15 protein-coding genes are annotated in these 16,963 nt (G+C 48.0%); 8 read left to right on the top strand and 7 right to left on the bottom strand.

The window, feature by feature from the left end; genetic code table 11:
- Positions 1-161 precede the first annotated feature (161 nt).
- The 5 genes from INF29_RS01190 to INF29_RS14995 all read right to left on the bottom strand — a co-directional run bounded on the left by INF29_RS01190 (position 162) and on the right by INF29_RS14995 (position 4,470).
- Positions 162-590 carry a manganese catalase family protein gene (locus INF29_RS01190; RefSeq protein ID WP_087989143.1) on the bottom strand — a complete coding sequence of 143 codons (429 nt, stop codon included), beginning with the start codon at positions 588-590 and terminating at the stop codon, positions 162-164.
- A complete protein-coding gene (locus INF29_RS01185) occupies positions 591-875 on the bottom strand; it encodes a spore coat protein CotJB (protein WP_054330141.1) in 285 nt (94 codons plus the stop codon).
- Positions 860-1,111: a spore coat associated protein CotJA gene (locus INF29_RS01180; protein ID WP_087989142.1), complete on the bottom strand. Its 252-nt coding sequence runs from the start codon at positions 1,109-1,111 to the stop codon at positions 860-862. The genes INF29_RS01185 and INF29_RS01180 overlap by 16 nt, the downstream gene beginning before the upstream one ends.
- Before the next feature lie 118 nt (positions 1,112-1,229).
- A complete protein-coding gene (locus INF29_RS01175) occupies positions 1,230-2,480 on the bottom strand; it encodes a glycerate kinase type-2 family protein (RefSeq protein ID WP_191343587.1) in 1,251 nt (416 codons plus the stop codon).
- A 106-nt stretch (positions 2,481-2,586) separates the two neighbouring features.
- Positions 2,587-4,470 (bottom strand): LTA synthase family protein, encoded by a 1,884-nt coding sequence (locus INF29_RS14995; protein ID WP_193484116.1) that lies wholly within the window; start codon positions 4,468-4,470, stop codon positions 2,587-2,589.
- Positions 4,471-4,857: 387 nt separating this feature from the next.
- On the opposite strand from INF29_RS14995, the gene INF29_RS01165 reads away from it, so the two are divergent.
- From INF29_RS01165 to INF29_RS01150, 4 genes are read left to right on the top strand one after another with little or no spacing between them, the layout of a single operon-like run.
- Positions 4,858-6,096 carry an LCP family protein gene (locus INF29_RS01165; protein WP_193484115.1) on the top strand — a complete coding sequence of 413 codons (1,239 nt, stop codon included), beginning with the start codon at positions 4,858-4,860 and terminating at the stop codon, positions 6,094-6,096.
- 8 nt (positions 6,097-6,104) lie between these two features.
- Positions 6,105-7,454 (top strand): LCP family protein, encoded by a 1,350-nt coding sequence (locus INF29_RS01160; RefSeq protein ID WP_193484114.1) that lies wholly within the window; start codon positions 6,105-6,107, stop codon positions 7,452-7,454.
- A 20-nt stretch (positions 7,455-7,474) separates the two neighbouring features.
- A complete protein-coding gene (gene udk / locus INF29_RS01155; protein ID WP_087989137.1) occupies positions 7,475-8,110 on the top strand; it encodes a uridine kinase in 636 nt (211 codons plus the stop codon).
- An 11-nt stretch (positions 8,111-8,121) separates the two neighbouring features.
- The gene (locus INF29_RS01150) at positions 8,122-8,295 is read left to right on the top strand and encodes a hypothetical protein (RefSeq protein ID WP_159432877.1); all 174 of its coding nucleotides are present in this window, start codon (positions 8,122-8,124) and stop codon (positions 8,293-8,295) included.
- Between the two features lie 51 nt (positions 8,296-8,346).
- On the opposite strand, the gene INF29_RS01145 is transcribed toward INF29_RS01150, so the two are convergent.
- Positions 8,347-8,724: a type II toxin-antitoxin system PemK/MazF family toxin gene (locus INF29_RS01145; protein ID WP_072850861.1), complete on the bottom strand. Its 378-nt coding sequence runs from the start codon at positions 8,722-8,724 to the stop codon at positions 8,347-8,349.
- Between the two features lie 104 nt (positions 8,725-8,828).
- Positions 8,829-9,446: a LolA family protein gene (locus INF29_RS01140; RefSeq protein WP_193484113.1), complete on the bottom strand. Its 618-nt coding sequence runs from the start codon at positions 9,444-9,446 to the stop codon at positions 8,829-8,831.
- A 252-nt stretch (positions 9,447-9,698) separates the two neighbouring features.
- Between INF29_RS01140 and INF29_RS01135 the strand changes: the two genes are divergently transcribed.
- The 4 genes from INF29_RS01135 (at position 9,699) to INF29_RS01120 (ending at position 16,962) form a co-directional block, all read left to right on the top strand.
- Positions 9,699-12,050 carry a phosphodiester glycosidase family protein gene (locus tag INF29_RS01135; protein WP_193484112.1) on the top strand — a complete coding sequence of 784 codons (2,352 nt, stop codon included), beginning with the start codon at positions 9,699-9,701 and terminating at the stop codon, positions 12,048-12,050.
- 171 nt (positions 12,051-12,221) lie between these two features.
- Positions 12,222-15,371, top strand: a complete 3,150-nt coding sequence (gene murJ / locus INF29_RS01130) for a murein biosynthesis integral membrane protein MurJ (RefSeq protein WP_193484111.1) — start codon at positions 12,222-12,224, stop codon at positions 15,369-15,371.
- Complete coding sequence (locus INF29_RS01125) at positions 15,353-16,465, top strand: glycosyltransferase family 4 protein (RefSeq protein ID WP_193484110.1); 1,113 nt, start codon at positions 15,353-15,355, stop codon at positions 16,463-16,465. The genes murJ and INF29_RS01125 overlap by 19 nt, the downstream gene beginning before the upstream one ends.
- Complete coding sequence (locus tag INF29_RS01120) at positions 16,465-16,962, top strand: DUF4330 domain-containing protein (protein WP_193484109.1); 498 nt, start codon at positions 16,465-16,467, stop codon at positions 16,960-16,962. Before INF29_RS01125 ends, INF29_RS01120 begins: the two co-directional genes overlap by 1 nt.
- Position 16,963 lies beyond the last annotated feature (1 nt).

Here is a 16,963-nt window from a genome sequence, read left to right as displayed (position 1 = left end):
TCGTTTCTACCACCAGTTGCTTGAATTCTGGTGTATATCGTTTATTTGGTACTCCTTTTGGCATAAAAATCACCCCACTTGTTATTCAGTATATCATACTGTCTAACAAATGGGGTGCAGTTCAAATACCGTTTTTCGGCATTTTTTGTTTTTTGGAAAGGTTACACTTCCAAAGGGGCAGCATCTGCTGCCATATCCTCATACAAATCTGTGATGGGATCGCCTTTGGACTGGAATGCAGCTGCAGAGAAGGGCACACCAGCGGCAGAGCAGGGATATACCCCAAAGCCGTGGTTCACATAGTATGCCTCCAGACCGCCTTCGATGATCTGGTCTTTGGTCAGACCCTGCATAAGCTGGCGGACGATGGTGCCCATGATTTCTGCATGCCCCAATTCTTCTGTGGCAATGTCATTGAGTGTGGCTTTGGCTTCCGGTGTTACCATGGAATAGCGCTGGCTCAAATACCGATGGGCAGCGCCCCATTCCCCATCGCAACCGCCATACTGCTCAATCATGATTTTTGCCATGCGGGCATCGGGGCGGGTGATTTTTACAGGAAACTGTAGTTTCTTTTCATAAATCCACATTTACATGCACTCCTTTCCAGCCATAGAGGGGTTTGCTGTTGTCTGCCAAGGCCATGGATCGTTTTTCCACTGCCAGTTTTCTGTATCAGCGGCATAGCTGCGGAAGGAGCACAGAGGACCATAAGCCGCTTCAAATTTCATCCGCAGGGTGTCTGCGGCTTCGATGGTCTGGTTATAGGCGTTGATGGCTTCTGTTTCTGTGGGATGGGTGTTCAGATACAAACCTAAATCCACAGCCAGAAAATCCAATTCCATGAGTTTTTGGAGCATCATTTCGCGTTCCATGAGGTGACCTCCTTTGCATTGCGTTTGATATGGCTGCCCTGGACATAGGGCATGGAAAGATCAGAAAAAGCGGTGCCGCAAATCAAACTTTGTTCGGCAGAAGATGGTGTCTGGTAGGGCTGACTAGGAACAAAAGCTTGTGCCAGACCGACTTTTTTGATGACACATGCGTTGCAGTCCATAGTGGTTTCTGTTTCGCACATGTCCGGCAGGAAATTCGATGCGATCTCTTTCATGGAGATGCCTCCTTATGTTATTCTCTTGTATCCTATGGAGGGGAAAAGCTGTCGGTGCAAGAAAAAAACAGAATAGCCGAAATTCTGAAAAAAGGATTTCGGCTATCTTTACTAAGTCTTATGGACGGAACAGAAGGAAATACAGGTCATTTACATTGGTGCCTGTGGGACCAGTGAAAATCAGGCTGTCTACGGCTTTCAAAGCATGATAAGCATCATTTTCTGCCAGAACAGCATCAACGGAAAGCCCTGCTTGCCGCAAAGCTGCCATGGTGCTGCCATCAACCATACCGCCTGCTGCGTCTGTAGGACCATCGGTGCCATCAGAACCTACAGCAGCCACAAGGGCGTTTTTCATACCTTCCAGATAGGGAGCAGCAGCAAGTGCCAGTTCCTGATTTCTGCCGCCTTTGCCTTTGCCAGTCAGATGCACCACTGTTTCGCCGCCGCAAAGGATGGCACAGGGACCTTTCACAAGACCTTCGCCTTTTTCTAGAGTTTTTGCCATGGAGCCCAAGAAACGACCAGCTTCTCGGGCTTCGCAGTCCAGCATGGTGGAAAGGGTCAGTGGTGTATATCCCAGTTTTTCCGCTGCTTTTGCGGCAAATGCACAAAGCTGGGATACACTGCCTGTGATCTGCATTTCGCAGTTGGTGATTTCCTTAGGGGTTTCTTCCTGTAATTGTTTTAAAACGGCAGGAGGAAAATCCAGATGGTATTTTTCCACCACTGCCATGGCGTCGGCACAGGTGGAAGTATCTGCGGTGGCGGGACCGGAAGCAATGGCATCGGGATAATCCCCCAGGATATCACTGAGGGCAATGGCGATGATGGAAGCAGGAGCGCAAAGTTTTGCAAAGCGTCCGCCTTTCACCGCGGAAAGATGTTTGCGGATGGTATTGATCTCTGTGATTTCTGCGCCGCATGCCAAAAGCTGATTTGTTACATTCTGCATATCTGCCAGTGTCAGAGAACCAGCGGGCTTTTCAAATAATGCAGAGCCACCACCGGAAATCAAAAAGATGACGGTATCTTTTTCTGTGAGGTTTTCCACAGCAGCAAGGATTTTCTCTGTTCCGGCAATGGAGTTTTCATCTACCAAAGGATGTCCGCCTTCAGCGATGACAAAACCAGGGATATCTCCTTGGCTGTGGTCATATTTGGTCAGCACAACACCACGGTCGATGGTATTTCCTAATAAATCAGAAGCAGCTTTTGCCATGGTCCAAGCGGCTTTGCCAATGGAAATGACGATGCATTTTCCGGGAAAGGTACGTCCTTCCAAAGCACGCTGTACGGCGGCATGAGGCTGTACTTGTTTCAATGTATCATCAATGATGGTCTGGGCATGAATACGCAGAGAATCCATAGTATTTCCTCCTTTTTCTTTGGTTTGGTGCCAGTATAACATGATGGACGCTTTCCTACAACAAAAAAGCCGAAAATCTCTTGGCAAGAGATTCTCGGCTTTGCTTTTATTTCTGTTCCGGCAGTACACGGTCAAAGAGAATGTAATACTGCAGTTTTGTGAGGGTATCCAGCTGTTCCTGAACATCCTCCGGCAGTTCCTGCACATAGTTGCCTTGGGCATCTACGTGGTACATGTCGGAGAGGACGGGATATTCCTTCCGCATGTCATTGAGCATGTCATAAAGAGGAGAAAGTCCCTCCATGCCAGCCAGTTCTGTAGTCAGCGCTCCCAGATAGAAAGAGCTGATGAGGTGGTTTTCCGGCAATGCGGCTGCGTCTGCGTTTTCCGCAAAACCACACTGTTCTGCGGCGCTGTCGTTTGCCCAGATGACAAAAGGTGTTTCGTAAACGGCAGTCTGTTCTTCTGGTGTGCCGTTGGCATCTTTGGGATAATCCAGCAGGTCGAAGAATTCCATACCGTTGGAGAAGCCCGGCAGATGGTCACCGAAGTATACCAGAATGATGGGTTCTTCGCTGTTTTCCGCATATTCCACCAGTCGTCCCAATTCTTCGTCTGCATCGGTCATGCCGTAGAAATACTGGGTCAATAGATCAGTTTCTGTTTCTGTCAATTCCACGTCTGTGGAGAAATTCTGTGCCAATGTTCCATATTTCTTTTCGTAAGGACCGTGGTTCTGAATGGTGACAGTAAAGGAGAACAAAGGCGCATCGGATGAGGAGATATGCTCATCCATCACAGAAAGAATTTTATCCATGGTGGCTTCTTCGTTTACATAGCCGCCGATGCCTTGGGTTGCCAGATCGAAGGAATCTTCCAGGAAATAGCAGGTTTCAAAGCCTAAATCCGGGTATACGTTCTGGCGGTTATAGAACCATGCGTAACCAGGATGAATGGAAGTGGTTTCATAACCAATCTGTGACAGCCGATAAGGCAGTGCGTCGATTTCATGATGGATAAAGTTATAAGAAGGCAGTGCCGTATCCAGGAAACGAGTAGGCAGCCCTGTGAGCACATCATATTCTGTATTGGATGTACCGCCACCGAAGTTGGCAACGGCAATATGACCGCTGACAGCGTTTTCTTTGGCGCAGAGTTCTTTGAAGTTTGCCATGGGGTCTGTGTAGCCTTCAAAGCTGATATGTTCGTTTTCGCTCAAATCGGAGTATGCCTCGCCCATGATCATGATGATGTTGGGAGCTGTTTCCACAGTGGTGGTGATGGGGGCGCTCATGAAATCGTCACAAGATGCTTTATCATAGTCCGCAGGGGCTTCCAAACGCATGATGTTGATCTGATGGAAGAAGGAATAGACCAGACCTCGTGTGTTGTACTGATTGACCTGGAAATAAGGGTTTTCCACAACAGGATAACCGTCATACAGGTCTTTGTCAGCATAGACCAATGTGTTCAGACCAAATGCTGCCAGTACAACGCAGACAATGCCGATCAAACGGGCAGGAACAGGCGGGCGCTGTTTTTCGCTGCGGATGAAGCTGAAAACCAATATGGCAATGGCAGCAATGAAGCCAACAGCAATGAGTGCCAGCATATAGACGGGGAATGTTTTGACAATGGTCAGAGCTTCCTTGAACAGTGTCAGGTCAGTGGGCAGCAGGGGTTCCTGTCGCATGGAAACTTTGATTTTGTCGCTGACGGCAAACAAAATCCATACCACCTGCAACAGCAGGGAGGAAAACAACAGTCGTCCTGTCACAAAATATACCAGAAACACTGCAAGCAGTGCCGGCAGAAAGTTCCACAGAATCATGGTAGGGTGTGTCAGAAGTTCATAGGCAACGTGCAGCGGATGCTGGGTAGTGATGAGAAACACCAGACACATTGCCACAATGGCGCTGATCAGAAGCGTCAGAATGGTTTTTTTCCAGGAAAAGGGTGCGTCCTTTTGCTGAAAACAATTAAAAAACACAGGCAAAACCTCCTTATGTTTTATTTTTTATATGTGCTTAACAATTCCTTTACAATTTGGGTATTATACGGGATTTTCGGCAAAAAGTAAAGAAATCGAAGGGTTTTCAATGGAATTTTAAGAAAAATACACATTTTTTTCTGTGGGAAATTGTGTATAATAAAAAGGGTTTTGCGGGCAAAATCCCAAAGCATAGCAAAAAAACGACGTAGGTTCCTTTTGCGGTGTAAGACATTTGTAAAAATTTGGACAAATTTCTGACAAAAAAGTGTAAAGAAATGCCCTTCGATTGTCAGAAGCTGTCAAATTTGTTATAATAAATAAATTATGGATGATATGCCATGAAGAAAAGAAAGAGAATTTTGCGGGATTTAGGAGAAATGAAAGATGGGAGAAAACAGAACAGATTATCAGCATAGACGCAGACGCCCTGTGCATCCCCAGTATGAACAGGAGCAGAGAAGGGGCAGCCGGACAGAGCGGCTGCGGGAACAGCGCTATGCGGAAGAAGAGATGCGGATGCAGCAGGAGCAGCGCCGCAGAGTAGGCGCCAGAATGCAGCGCAACTATCAAAAGCAGATGGAAATGCGCCGCAGACGTAAAAGAGGGGAAATCATTCTTTGTGTACTGTTGGTGGTGATCCTTGCGGGGGCTTTTGGGGCAGCCAAACTGTACGCATCTTTGAAGCTTTGGGAAGGCAAAGCGGAGAAATCCGATTTTGTAGCTTCTGCGGATGTATCTTCGGAAGCAAAAGACCAACTGCTGAATATTGCGCTGCTGGGAACCGATGGGGACGGTTTCCGAACGGACGTGAATATAGTAGCAAGCTTAAACCTGACCACGAAAGAAGTGCATCTGATTTCCGTGCCAAGAGATACTCGAGTGGTCATGACCGATGATATGATCGCTTATCTGGAGAAAAACGACAGAACAATACCCCAGGCAAACGGTGTATATGGTCAGTGCAAGCTGACAGAAGTACATGCTTATGCAGGTGAAGGCAATCGCAGTACCTTCTCCGTAGCAATGCTGGAAGAAATTCTGGGAATCGACATCGACTACTATGTGAAAGTGGATCTGGATGCCTTTAAGGATATTGTTGATGCCGTTGGCGGCGTGGAATTTGATGTACAGGAACGGCTTTATTACAGCGACCCTGCTCAGGGGCTGTATATTGACCTGTATCCCGGCCCGCAGGTGCTGGATGGGGAAAAGGCAGAAATGCTGGTACGTTTCCGTGAAGGATATGCCCAGAAAGACCTGAAGCGTATCGAAGTGCAGCAGGAATTTTTGAAAGCCTTCATTTCACAGGTTTGCAGCAGCGATAAGATCATGAGCAATCTGGACAGCTACATCAAAATCTTCATGGAAAAAGTAGAGTCTGACATGCCTGTGGCAACAGCCCTGAAATATGCAGGATATATCAAAGAAATCGATCCGGCTGCTATCACAACAGACACCATTCCCGGTGAAGGCGGCGCTTATTTCGATATGGATGAAGAAGGCACCAAAGAATTGGTAGACTACCGGATTTACGGCAAAGAACCACCTGCCTACATGACAGATGACGGCACAGAAACAGATGGATTGACAGACGAAGAAACGACAAACCAGACGAACGGGTGATAAATAGCATGAGAGGAAAACAACGCCGCAGCAGCGGACACAGAAGCAGCAAGCGGGATGGGTCTTATGAAAAGCCGCAGAAGAAAAGAAAGCCCTTTCGACCCATACGTACATTTTTCAAAATTGTGGTATCCATTGTCATGGCATTTTTGATACTATCAGGCGGCGCAGCCTTCGCTTATTACAAAGTGACGGGCGAATCTCCCTTTGGCGGATATGTGGGCAGCGGTTCCAATCTGAATCTGCTGGATGCCATGCTTGGACGGGATATCAAGCTGAATGTGGCTGTTTTTGGGACGGATAAAGAAGGAAAGCGTACAGACGTTATGTTCGTGGTCCATTATGAAAGTGCCAACGAAAGTCTGGATCTGCTTTCTCTGCCTCGTGACACGAGGGTATCTGTCTGTGATGAAGTTGCGAAAAACTATGAAGAAACCGGACGGGTATATAATCAGGTAACAAAACTCAATGCCATCCATTCTTACAGCGACGAAGACAACTGCTGCCAGAATACGGTATTGCAGATTGAAGACCTGTTGGGCATAAACATCGACCACTATATCAAAATTGACTTGGATGCGTTCCGCAAGATTGTAGACACTGTAGGCGGCGTAGAAGTGGATGTGCCCCAGGATATGGACTACGAAGACCCGGCACAGGATTTGTATATCCATCTGGATGCGGGCTTGCAGACCCTCAACGGCGAACAGGCGGAACAGCTGGTACGTTTCAGAAAGTATCCTACAGGGGACGAAGGACGTATTGAAGTACAGCAGCTGTTCTTGAAAGCGCTGGCGGAAAAAGTGCTCAGCTCTGAAAGCATTTTGAAAAATCTGCCGGAGTATATCTCTATTCTTTATAAGGATGTGCAGACAGACATTTCCCTGACAGATGCGGTGAAATACGCCAACTATGTAGGGAAAATCGACATGAATAAAATCAACATGCAGACATTGCCGGGGGCTGGTCAGTATGTAGGCAATGTGTCTTACTTCATCCATGACCCTGATGAAACCTCTCTGCTGGTGGATCAGATCTTCTATCAGGAGCATGTGACAACGCCGGAAGGGCAGACAGCAAGCAGCAGCAAAGGGCTGACCATTGAGGTCTGCAACGGCGGCAATGTGAATGGTCTGGCAAGAAGATTTTCAGAAGAACTGGCAGCGGATGGATATACGGTGACGGAACCTACCACTTATGATGGAACACAAGTGGAAAAAACACGTATTCAGGTAAAAGAAGCTGGTACAGGCAGTGATCTGGTTTCCTATTTTGCCAATGCGGCAGTGGAAACAGCGCCGGATGAACTGCCTACGGGCGTAGATATTCGTATTATTTTGGGGACAGGAGAAAGCTGAGACTGAGAAAGGAGCATTCCATGGCAACGGAAGAAATGATGGTAATTGGCATTGCAGGCGGTACAGGCAGTGGGAAAACAACCTTGACCAATCGCTTGAAAGAACGCTTTGGGGATGAAGTGACAGTCATTTATCACGACAACTATTACAAAAGACATGATGAACTGACATATGAAGAGCGTTGTCTGCTCAATTATGACCATCCAGATGCCTTTGATACAGACCTGATGATGGAACATATCCGGGACCTGCGGGCAGGAAAGAGCATTCAGTGTCCTGTTTATGACTTTACGGTGCATAACCGTTCTGACAGAACTGTTGAAATCCATCCTACAAAGGTGCTCATCATCGAAGGGATTCTGATTTTTGAAAATAAGGAACTTCGTGATCTGATGGACATCAAGGTGTTTGTAGATACAGATGCCGATGTGCGTATCCTGCGTCGTATCCTGCGGGATGTAAAAGAAAGAGGCAGAAGTCTGGAATCTGTGGTAGACCAGTATTTGCAGACCGTAAAGCCTATGCATGAACAGTTTGTGGAACCCAGCAAACGGGGCGCTGACATCATCGTGCTGGAAGGCGGACAGAACGTGGTGGCGCTGGACATGATGATTCAGCGGATTTACGGTCATGTTTATGGCACCCATGTGAAATAAGGAGCAGAAGTATGGATTGGAAAGGTAATTTACAGAAGTCTGTCATCTGGGGCATTTTCTTCAGTGCGGCAGTCCAGATCATTGCAGAGAGAGGGCATGTGAATATCATGAAATTCATCGCTTTTGCATTGTTATTTGCGGTGCTGTATTTCCTCTGGCTCACATTGACTGGAAATCGTAAATAAAAAAAGAAAACCGGAATCCTTTGTATCGTAAGGATTTCGGCTTTTTTGTTTTCAAACGCGTGGCACTTCTGCCCGTTTTTCGCCGCAGATAAGCCCCAGACTAACGCAAAGGCTCTGGTTCACTGCCTCCATGATTTCCGTATCCAGATGACAAACTTTTTCCCGCAGCCGCTGTTTGTCAATGGTGCGGATCTGCTCCAGCAGCACAACGGAGTCTTTGGGCAGGGCGTATTTGGCTGCCGCAAGGGCAATATGTGTGGGCAGTTTTGCCTTGTTCATGCGTGATGTAATGGCTGCGCAAATGACCGTGGGGCTGTATTTATTGCCCATGTCATTCTGTATGATGAGCACAGGGCGCACGCCGCCTTGCTCACTGCCCACAACGGGACTTAAATCCGCATAAAAAATATCTCCTCGTCTGATCGTCATAGAATCACACCCTCCGCCGTTAGAAATCCGTCAGGCAGAACTGCGTCAAAACCATGGTTATGTATTGCGCTGACGTAAGGGAGTATGGCACGCTGGGACAATTTTTATGCAGGAATCCGAAATAAATTTTCGTCAAAATGCGGGTTGTATGTAAAGGTGGTGTAATCTAGACGCAAGCACTCCTTCCCATCAGCATCGTAGAGGGAAAGGCGGACAGGCAGCAGACTTTCGTTGTCTACCCACAGTTTTTCGGAAGCAAGCTGGCTGCCGTTTTCAGGAATGACCGCTTCCAGCACTGTACAGCGGCTTTCGTCAATGGCGGCTGTTTCCACGGAAACCCCTTCTGATTGCAGATAGTTTTTCAGGAATTGCCCCAAAAATAATTCATTGCGCCGCTGGGATTCGGGCACTTCCCGTTGAACGGATTCTTTCAGACGGGGATTATACTGGCAGACCGTTTTGCCGTCAAAGACGGTGTAATTGCCTTTGGCGGAGTCGGGAGAAAGCATTTCCATACGGTATTCCCCGGTGGATTTGAAATCCTGTTTGGTTTCGTAAACAGTTTCTCCTTTGTTGGAATAGATGGTAAGGGTAGCCAGAGCCGAATAGCCTTCCATGTCCGTCAGTTTTTGCTGGATGGCAGCCATGGGTGTGGGCTCCTCCTTCTGGCAGCCGCAGGCAAAGCAAAACAGCGCCAGTACATACAATATCAGGCGTTTCATAACATACCTCCTCATTTGGTTTTTCTATCAGTCTATGAAGGGGACAAAATGCCTATGAGAGTTGGGTTACATAAGATTACAAATTTATTAAGTTTTTTCGTGGGACGAGAAAAAAGCTGGTTTTTGTGGTAAAATCTTTATGTATGCGCAGTTTGGACGGTTACTTTTTGCTTTTTTTCTCCAGAATATGGAACAAAGGTGAAAAGCAGGCGTCCAACCATCAGAATCGAGAGAAAGGGAGTGCGTGGGAAAATGAAAAAAAGATTCTACGGCATCAAGCGCTTGCTGGCTGCTTTTGTGGCAGCAACGCTGACATTTACTGCGGCAGGGGTGACAACGGTATTTGCTGCCCAGACAGTCTATGAAAACAAGACACAGGAAACCATCACCAGAGGGGTGACTTATGAAAAGAACAGCCGCATGACAACAGCCGGCATTCAGGACATTTATGTGCTGACCATCGACCTGACAGAAAGCACACTGGAACTGAAAGAAGTGGAAAGCAAAACAGAATATGGTCTGAAAGAAACCGTACAGAAAATGCTCACAGACAACGGCGCCATTGCTGGTGTGAACAGTGACTTCTTCGGTATGGCAGGTACATATTCCGCAGGATTTGGTCCTGTTGTACGCGACGGAGAACTGGTTTCTGCAGGGACAAGCATCAACCAGGACAAAAACCAGTATGGTACGTATGTAAAGGACAAAAACGGTAATTCCATCTTCACTTACTTCAAAACAACCGTGAAGTTCTCCAATTCCGCAAAGACCATTGATCTGGCATCCATCAACAAAGTGACCAGCATGGTATTCCCTATACTGTTTAACAGAGAGGCTGCTACAAGCACTGCGGATCTGGACAAACGTTTTGACAATCTGGTGAAATTTGTGGTACAGAACAACACCATTACATACATTTCCCAGAAAGGGAAAACTGTGGAAGTGCCTGAAAATGGCTACCTCATCGTCATGAGCGGCGATTATTACACAAATGCAGCTTCTGTATTCAAAGTAGGCGACCCTGTTACATTACAGGTAAGCTCTACCATCGACTTTGACCAGATCGACACAGCTTTCGGCGGCGGCGGACTGCTGCTGCTGGACGGTCAGGAAGCACCTGCGACAGACATTGTAGCAGCGGGCAGACAGCCCAGAACAGCTTTTGGTGTTTCTCAGGATGGTACCAAAGCCATCATGATGGTTGTTGACGGTCGTGGGGACAGCATTGGTGCAACTCATTCCGAAATGGCAGCCCTCATGAAAGAATACGGCGCTTATGAAGCATTGCATCTGGACGGCGGCGGTTCTTCCACCATGGTGGTGCAGACCGTTGACGACGCGGCACCTCAGCTGCAGAACACACCTTCTGACGGGGCGCAGAGAAAAGTTATTGCTTCCGTAGGTGTATTCCAGACAGCACCCAAAGGCGAAATCAAAGAAATCGGCATCACAACTGTGAACCAGCATACACAGCCCGGCAAAACAGCGGAATTCACGGTTTACGGTCTGGATGAATACAAAAACCGCATTTACATCGCACCGGAAGATATAACTTTTGAAGTGGTTGGTGTGGAAGGCACATGGGATGGATATCTGTTCCAGCCTACCACCACAGGGGAATACTCCGTTGTGGCAACTTATGGCGACGGTTTGACAGCAGTGGCAAATGCGACCTGCTATCCCACAGCCAGACTGAAAGCGACATACCCTGATGTAAGCATCAAAAACGTAGGCGGCACCACAAACATTTATGTGACCGCTTATGATACAGAAGGCTTCGGCAGAGCGGTTACAAATGACGTAACTTACACCGTAGCAAATCCTGCTATCGGTACCATGAACGGCAACACCTTTACTGCAAAGGCAAAAGGCTCCACTTATGTGAAATGCAGCTGGGCAGGTCAGGACACTTATGTGACCATTACCGTTGGTGGTGCAAGCAAAGTGACAGCGCCTGCAAGCACATCTGCAGCAGACCCTTTGCAGCAGACTGTAACAAAACAGAATGACGGCGCATTCTATCTGAATATCACTGGTGAACTGAAATACACCGGCACTGGCAAGGTGGATGCGACAACATACAACGCACAGAGAAGCCGTGTACGTTCTGCGGCTGACAGCGGCGCAGATGTGACCGTTTACGGCGGTCCTTGTGACATCACCACACCGACCGTACAGGACAGCCTGACATGGAACGGCAGCTACCGCTTCATGAACAGAGATGGCGCTTCCGTGGTACTGCTGGCAGCAAGTCAGGGTATCCGTAAGACAGATCCTTCTCAGTACGGACGTTTCACACAGGATATTGCAGCGGCAGGCAATGACACCATCATTTTTGTCACAGATAAAACACCTTCCGATTATCCTTCCGCAGCAGAAGCAGATTACTTCCGCGCAATTCTGAACAAATATGTGGAAGACGGCAAAACAGTCTTTGTGGTATCCTGCAGCGGCAATGCTTACTGGGCTTCCACAAAGGACGGCGCGCGTTACATCAATCTGCCTGATCTGTGGAGAGCAGACGGCACAGCAAACAGCAATGTATATATGCTGAAATTCCGCATTGCAGATGACGGCGTGACATATCAGCCTGTGAAAGTTTGAAAATCATGAAAAACAGTGGGAAAATAGAAGAAGTTTCTTAAATTTCCCCCATGTTTCTTGTAAAATCAGTAAGAATACGGTAGTATAAGGTGGGTAGATATTCTCTATCCACCTTTCCTTGTGTTTCGGGGAAAGAAAAAGAGAAATCAAAGAAACTTCAGGAGAAACGAAATGACGACTCAGAAAAAAAACAGCGCCGTGAAAGCGGTCAGCTTTATGATGCTTATTACTCTGGTGGGAAAAGTGCTGGGGTTGGTGCGAGATCAGCTTTTGGCAGCCAATTACGGCAACGGCATGGCGGCGGAGGCATTCACCACAGCCAGCTTGATGCCGCGAACCTTTTTTGATGCGGTATTCGCTTCGGCAATATCCGCCAGCTTCATTCCCATATTCAATGAATATCTGAAGAAAAAAGGAAAGAAAGAGGCATTTGCTCTTTCCAATCGTTTCATTACCCTTATGGGATTGGTGACACTGCTCATGACAGTGGTGTGTGAAATCTTTTCGGAACAGTTTGTATGGCTTTTTGCCGCAGGTTATGACAACGAAACGGCAGCACTGGCGGCACAGCTGTCCCATGTGATGTTCCCCACCATTTTCTTTACAGGCATTGCCTTTTCTTTCGTGGGGATTTTGCAGTCTTTGGATGAATTTAACGTGCCGGCGGCTTTGAGCGTGGCTTCTAACGCCGTGATCATCCTGTATTATATTTTCTGGAATGACCGTTTTGGTGTATATGGTCTGGCAGTGGCCTTCCTCATTGGTTGGGCTATGCAGGCCATCATCCAGATTCCTTCCATGATGAAAAAAGGGTATTTCTACCGCCCGGATTTTCGTTTCCAGGATGAAGGCATACGGAAGATTTTGATTCTCATGCTGCCTGTTATGGTAGGCACATGGATTCAGCCCATCAACCTGATTATCAATAACCAGTTTGCTTCCCATCTGGATATGGGGGTAACCACATTACAGTATGCAAACAACTTATATACTATCATCGTTGGGGTATTTGTTCTGGCCATTGCCAATCTGATTTTCCCGAAACTTTCCCGTATGGCCGATGATGCAGAAGGGGACGGCTTTGGACAGACCGTACGAGTGACCCTGCGGTCTATGATGTTTTTCCTGATTCCCATGATGGTTGGGCTTATGGTATTGAGCAAACCACTGGTAAAACTCATTTATGAAAGAGGCAGTTTTGACGCGCTGGGAACAGAAATGACAGGGACGGCTCTGTGTTTCTTTGCGGTGGGCATGATTGGCTATGGTGTACAGACCATTTTGAGCCGTGTGTTCTACGCAAAGCAGGAAGGAAAAATGCCTCTGGTGGCTGGCATCATTTCCATCGGTGTCAATGCCGCTTTGTGCTGGCTGCTCATGAAGCCTATGGGGCTGGGCGGTCTGGCGCTGGCTTCCGCTGTGTCTTCCACAGTGGCAGCGCTGATTCTGTTTGTGCCGACAGTCAAACAGTATCCGGGCATTTTGGATAAAAAACTGGCGGCAGATTTGTGTAAAATGGCAGTATCCGCTTTGGTGATGCTGTTCTGTGTATATCTGCCTTATCATTTCTTAGCAGCGAAAATGGGCGATGGGCTCATTCCACGGGTGATTCTGGTGGGTGTTCCTACCTGCATCGGTATCGTGGTATATATGGTGCTGACTTATGTGCTGCGGGTAGATGAAAGCCGCTTTGCATTCTCTCTGGTAGGAAAATTCCTCCACCGGGGCGGCGGCAATCCTCCCACAGGGGGCACACCGGAAAAGAAACCCGAAGAAAATACCCAACAACAGAAAGGACGGGAGGGTATGACGGACAAAATCTCTCTTTATATCGAGGACAGCTTCTTCTTCCGCCTGATTCATGGTTTTGTCATCTGGTTCTGGGGCATCTGGTCTCAGAGTTTGACTTACCGGGCTTACCGCAGACTGGGACAGGCTGTGGGCAGGGCTTTCTGGGAAAGCGGTATCTTTACATTCCTGCGTCATAACTGGGACTATTGGATTCGTTCCGCAAGGGGACGGCTGCCCCATCTGCTTCATGGTCCTGCCAAAAGATGTGCTGTGGCAGTGCAGGAAGAAAAAGGCTTTGCAGCGACGATGGTGGCAGAAAGCGCTATCCTGCGGCTGTGTAACCAGAATTTCCTGATTATTTGCATTTGTGCATTGGCAGTTGCCATTCCCATACTGCCTACCATGCTACAGGCGGTACTGGCGGCAGGCACCTTTGCCCTCTATGTAATCAACGTATGGATGGGACGCATCCGTATGCAGCGGACAGCCCTGGTAGGGGTGCTGGTTGGACTCTTTGCCCTGTGCGTGGTATATGGGGCATTGACAAGCTATCACTTCCCCAAAGCCATTATGGTCATGGGTATTTTTCTGGTATTCCTTTCTGTGTTCTTTGTTTGCAGGGACTGCATCGACACAGAAGAAAAACTGAATCTGGTATTGTTTGTTTTGATTGCCACAGGGGTACTCATTGCCCTGTACGCGATTTTCCAATATGTGGTGGGCGTGGAAATGGACGAAGCATGGGTTGACGCCGAAAGCTTCGACATTACCACACGTGCTTATGCCACATTCAATAACCCTAACGTATTAGGGGAATACCTCATTGTCATTGGCTCTTTGGCGGCAGGGATGATGTGGAAATGCCGCAACTGGGCAGGCAGATTGTTCTATACAGGCTGCTTCGGCATTTTGTGTCTGGGGCTGCTGGCTACCAACTCCCGCGGGGCAATGCTGGGGCTGATGTTTGCCGCAGGGCTTTTCGTACTGCTGGCAGAACGGCGGCTCATTCCCATTGGGATTGTGGCACTGCTGGCAATGCCTTTCATACTGCCCACCAGTTTGTGGGAACGACTGCTCAGTTCTGTTACCATGAGTGACTCGTCTTCCCAGTATCGTCTGTCCATTTATCAGGCAGGCTTTGACATGATTCGTCATTACTGGGTGACTGGCATCGGCGTAGATGCCTTCAATGAGATTTATCCGCTGTTCTCTCTGGAAGCGGCAAACGCTTACCATGTCCACAACCTGTTCTTACAGGAATTTATCGAACTGGGCATTGTGGGCTTCAGTGTATTTTTGGCGTTGGTGCTGCTGTTCTTCCAGAAGATTTACAGCACCATGGCAAGAGCTGCAAGAAGATACCGCTTCATTCTGGCGGCAGTATTCGGCGGCTTTGCAGGTATTTTGTTACAGGGGATGACAGACCATATCTGGTTTGATTACAGCATTGTGCTGTTGTTCTGGTGCGTACTGGGCATCGGTATGGCAGCCGTGAGATTGGGAGAAAAATCATGGAGAAAGAAAAACTGAAAATTTATCATGTATTGACAGACCGCAATATCGGCGGCGCGGGACGGTGGCTTTTGAACTATCTGAAATACTGCGACCGGAAAACATACGATGTACGGGTGGTACTGCCTGCGGACAGCCAGCTTTGCCCTGTGGTGGAAAGTCTGGACATTCCCGTCATCAAAATGGATGCCATGGCAGACAGTTCCTATGACAAAAAGGCAATGGCACCTCTGACAGAGCTGTTCCGCAAGGACAAGCCCGATGTGGTGCATACCCATGCCAGTCTGACAGCCAGAATGGCAGCGAAAAAAGCAGGTGTGCCCCGTATCTTCCATACAAAACACTGTATGGAAAATGTCAGCGGAAACACACTGAAAAGACTGGCAAAACGGATGGTGAACCATCGTTACAGTGACAGAGTCATTGCCGTGAGCAAAGCCGTAAGAAAGAGCATGATTGCCGGCGGCACAGACCCGAAACAGATTGTGACTATTTATAATGGCATTGAAATGCTTTCCCCTCTGACACCGGAGGAAAAGAGGAAAGTACTGGCAGAATACGGTGTGCCCGAAGGTCAGAAAGTTGTGGGCATCGTTGCCAGACTGGAAGAAGTGAAAGACCATGATACCTTCCTGCGGGCGGCAGAGAGCATCTGCAAAGAACGGCAGGATATCACATTCCTCATTGTTGGCACAGGCAGCCAGATGGAACGGCTGAAGGCGGATGTGAAAATGATGGGGCTGACAGAAAAGATTTTGTTCACAGGCTTTGTTTCCGCTGTGGAACGGCTGGAAGCGGCACTGGATGTGGCTGTTATCACATCTAAGGAAGAAGCACTGTGCCTTTCCCTCATTGAGTCCATGAGCGCAGGGGTGCCTGCTGTGGGCACAGACAGCGGCGGCGTCAGCGAAGTGGTGCGCCACGGGGAAAACGGCTATCTGGTGGCAGTAGGGGATGACGAGGATCTGGCAAGACGGATTCTAGAAATCCTTTCCGACAAAAGTCTGTATGAAAGCATGAGCAAAAAAGCCATGGCGTGGACAAGAGAAATGTTCACAGCAGAATTGATGGCGGCAAAAATGGAAAAACTGTATGCGGAGGCAAGAAAGTGATGGAAAAGACAAAAAGCAGAAAGATATTCGGTCTGTTCAACGGTCTGGATATTTTGATCATTCTGGTTCTGCTGGCGGCAGTGGCATTCGGTGTGTACTGGGTTGCCGGCGGAAAAAACGGCGGCGGCGCTGCAGCAGAAACCAAAACATACACCTATGTGGTGGAAGGCAGACAGGTTTTGAACGAAACAGCAAACTTCCCTGTGGAAGGGGGCAAGGTCTTTGACAGCACCAGCTCCGCATATCTGGGAACAGTGAAAAGCTGCTGGACAGAACCTTTCCGGGAAGTGAATTTCAACCGTACCACAAACAAGTATGAAATGCTGCCGGTACCCGGCTACTGCAATATTTATGTGGAAATTGAAGGCAGCGGCACAGAAACCGATCAGGACATTACCGTAGAGGGCAATGTGGTGAAAGTCGGTAAGGAACAGAATGTGAAAGGCAAAGGATACGCCTTCAAGGGTTATATTGTAGAAGTAAGGGACGGTGAGTAAT

The organism is Anaerotignum lactatifermentans, assembly GCF_014982935.1.
GTDB lineage: Bacteria > Bacillota > Clostridia > Lachnospirales > Anaerotignaceae > Anaerotignum > Anaerotignum lactatifermentans.
The sequence above is the reverse complement of the archived record's forward strand: the minus strand, read 5'-3'. Positions and strand labels throughout refer to the sequence as shown.

What these genes read in the sequence shown, in the direction of transcription:
- INF29_RS01190 (WP_087989143.1), bottom strand. Translation starts at nt 590, where the DNA reads ATGTGGATTTATGAAAAGAAACTACAGTTTCCTGTAAAAATCACCCGC.
- INF29_RS01185 (WP_054330141.1), bottom strand. Translation starts at nt 875, where the DNA reads ATGGAACGCGAAATGATGCTCCAAAAACTCATGGAATTGGATTTTCTG.
- INF29_RS01180 (WP_087989142.1), bottom strand. Translation starts at nt 1,111, where the DNA reads ATGAAAGAGATCGCATCGAATTTCCTGCCGGACATGTGCGAAACAGAA.
- INF29_RS01175 (WP_191343587.1), bottom strand. Translation starts at nt 2,480, where the DNA reads ATGGATTCTCTGCGTATTCATGCCCAGACCATCATTGATGATACATTG.
- INF29_RS01165 (WP_193484115.1), top strand. Translation starts at nt 4,858, where the DNA reads ATGGGAGAAAACAGAACAGATTATCAGCATAGACGCAGACGCCCTGTG.
- INF29_RS01160 (WP_193484114.1), top strand. Translation starts at nt 6,105, where the DNA reads ATGAGAGGAAAACAACGCCGCAGCAGCGGACACAGAAGCAGCAAGCGG.
- udk (WP_087989137.1), top strand. Translation starts at nt 7,475, where the DNA reads ATGGCAACGGAAGAAATGATGGTAATTGGCATTGCAGGCGGTACAGGC.
- INF29_RS01150 (WP_159432877.1), top strand. Translation starts at nt 8,122, where the DNA reads ATGGATTGGAAAGGTAATTTACAGAAGTCTGTCATCTGGGGCATTTTC.
- INF29_RS01145 (WP_072850861.1), bottom strand. Translation starts at nt 8,724, where the DNA reads ATGACGATCAGACGAGGAGATATTTTTTATGCGGATTTAAGTCCCGTT.
- INF29_RS01140 (WP_193484113.1), bottom strand. Translation starts at nt 9,446, where the DNA reads ATGAAACGCCTGATATTGTATGTACTGGCGCTGTTTTGCTTTGCCTGC.
- INF29_RS01135 (WP_193484112.1), top strand. Translation starts at nt 9,699, where the DNA reads ATGAAAAAAAGATTCTACGGCATCAAGCGCTTGCTGGCTGCTTTTGTG.
- murJ (WP_193484111.1), top strand. Translation starts at nt 12,222, where the DNA reads ATGACGACTCAGAAAAAAAACAGCGCCGTGAAAGCGGTCAGCTTTATG.
- INF29_RS01125 (WP_193484110.1), top strand. Translation starts at nt 15,353, where the DNA reads ATGGAGAAAGAAAAACTGAAAATTTATCATGTATTGACAGACCGCAAT.
- INF29_RS01120 (WP_193484109.1), top strand. Translation starts at nt 16,465, where the DNA reads ATGGAAAAGACAAAAAGCAGAAAGATATTCGGTCTGTTCAACGGTCTG.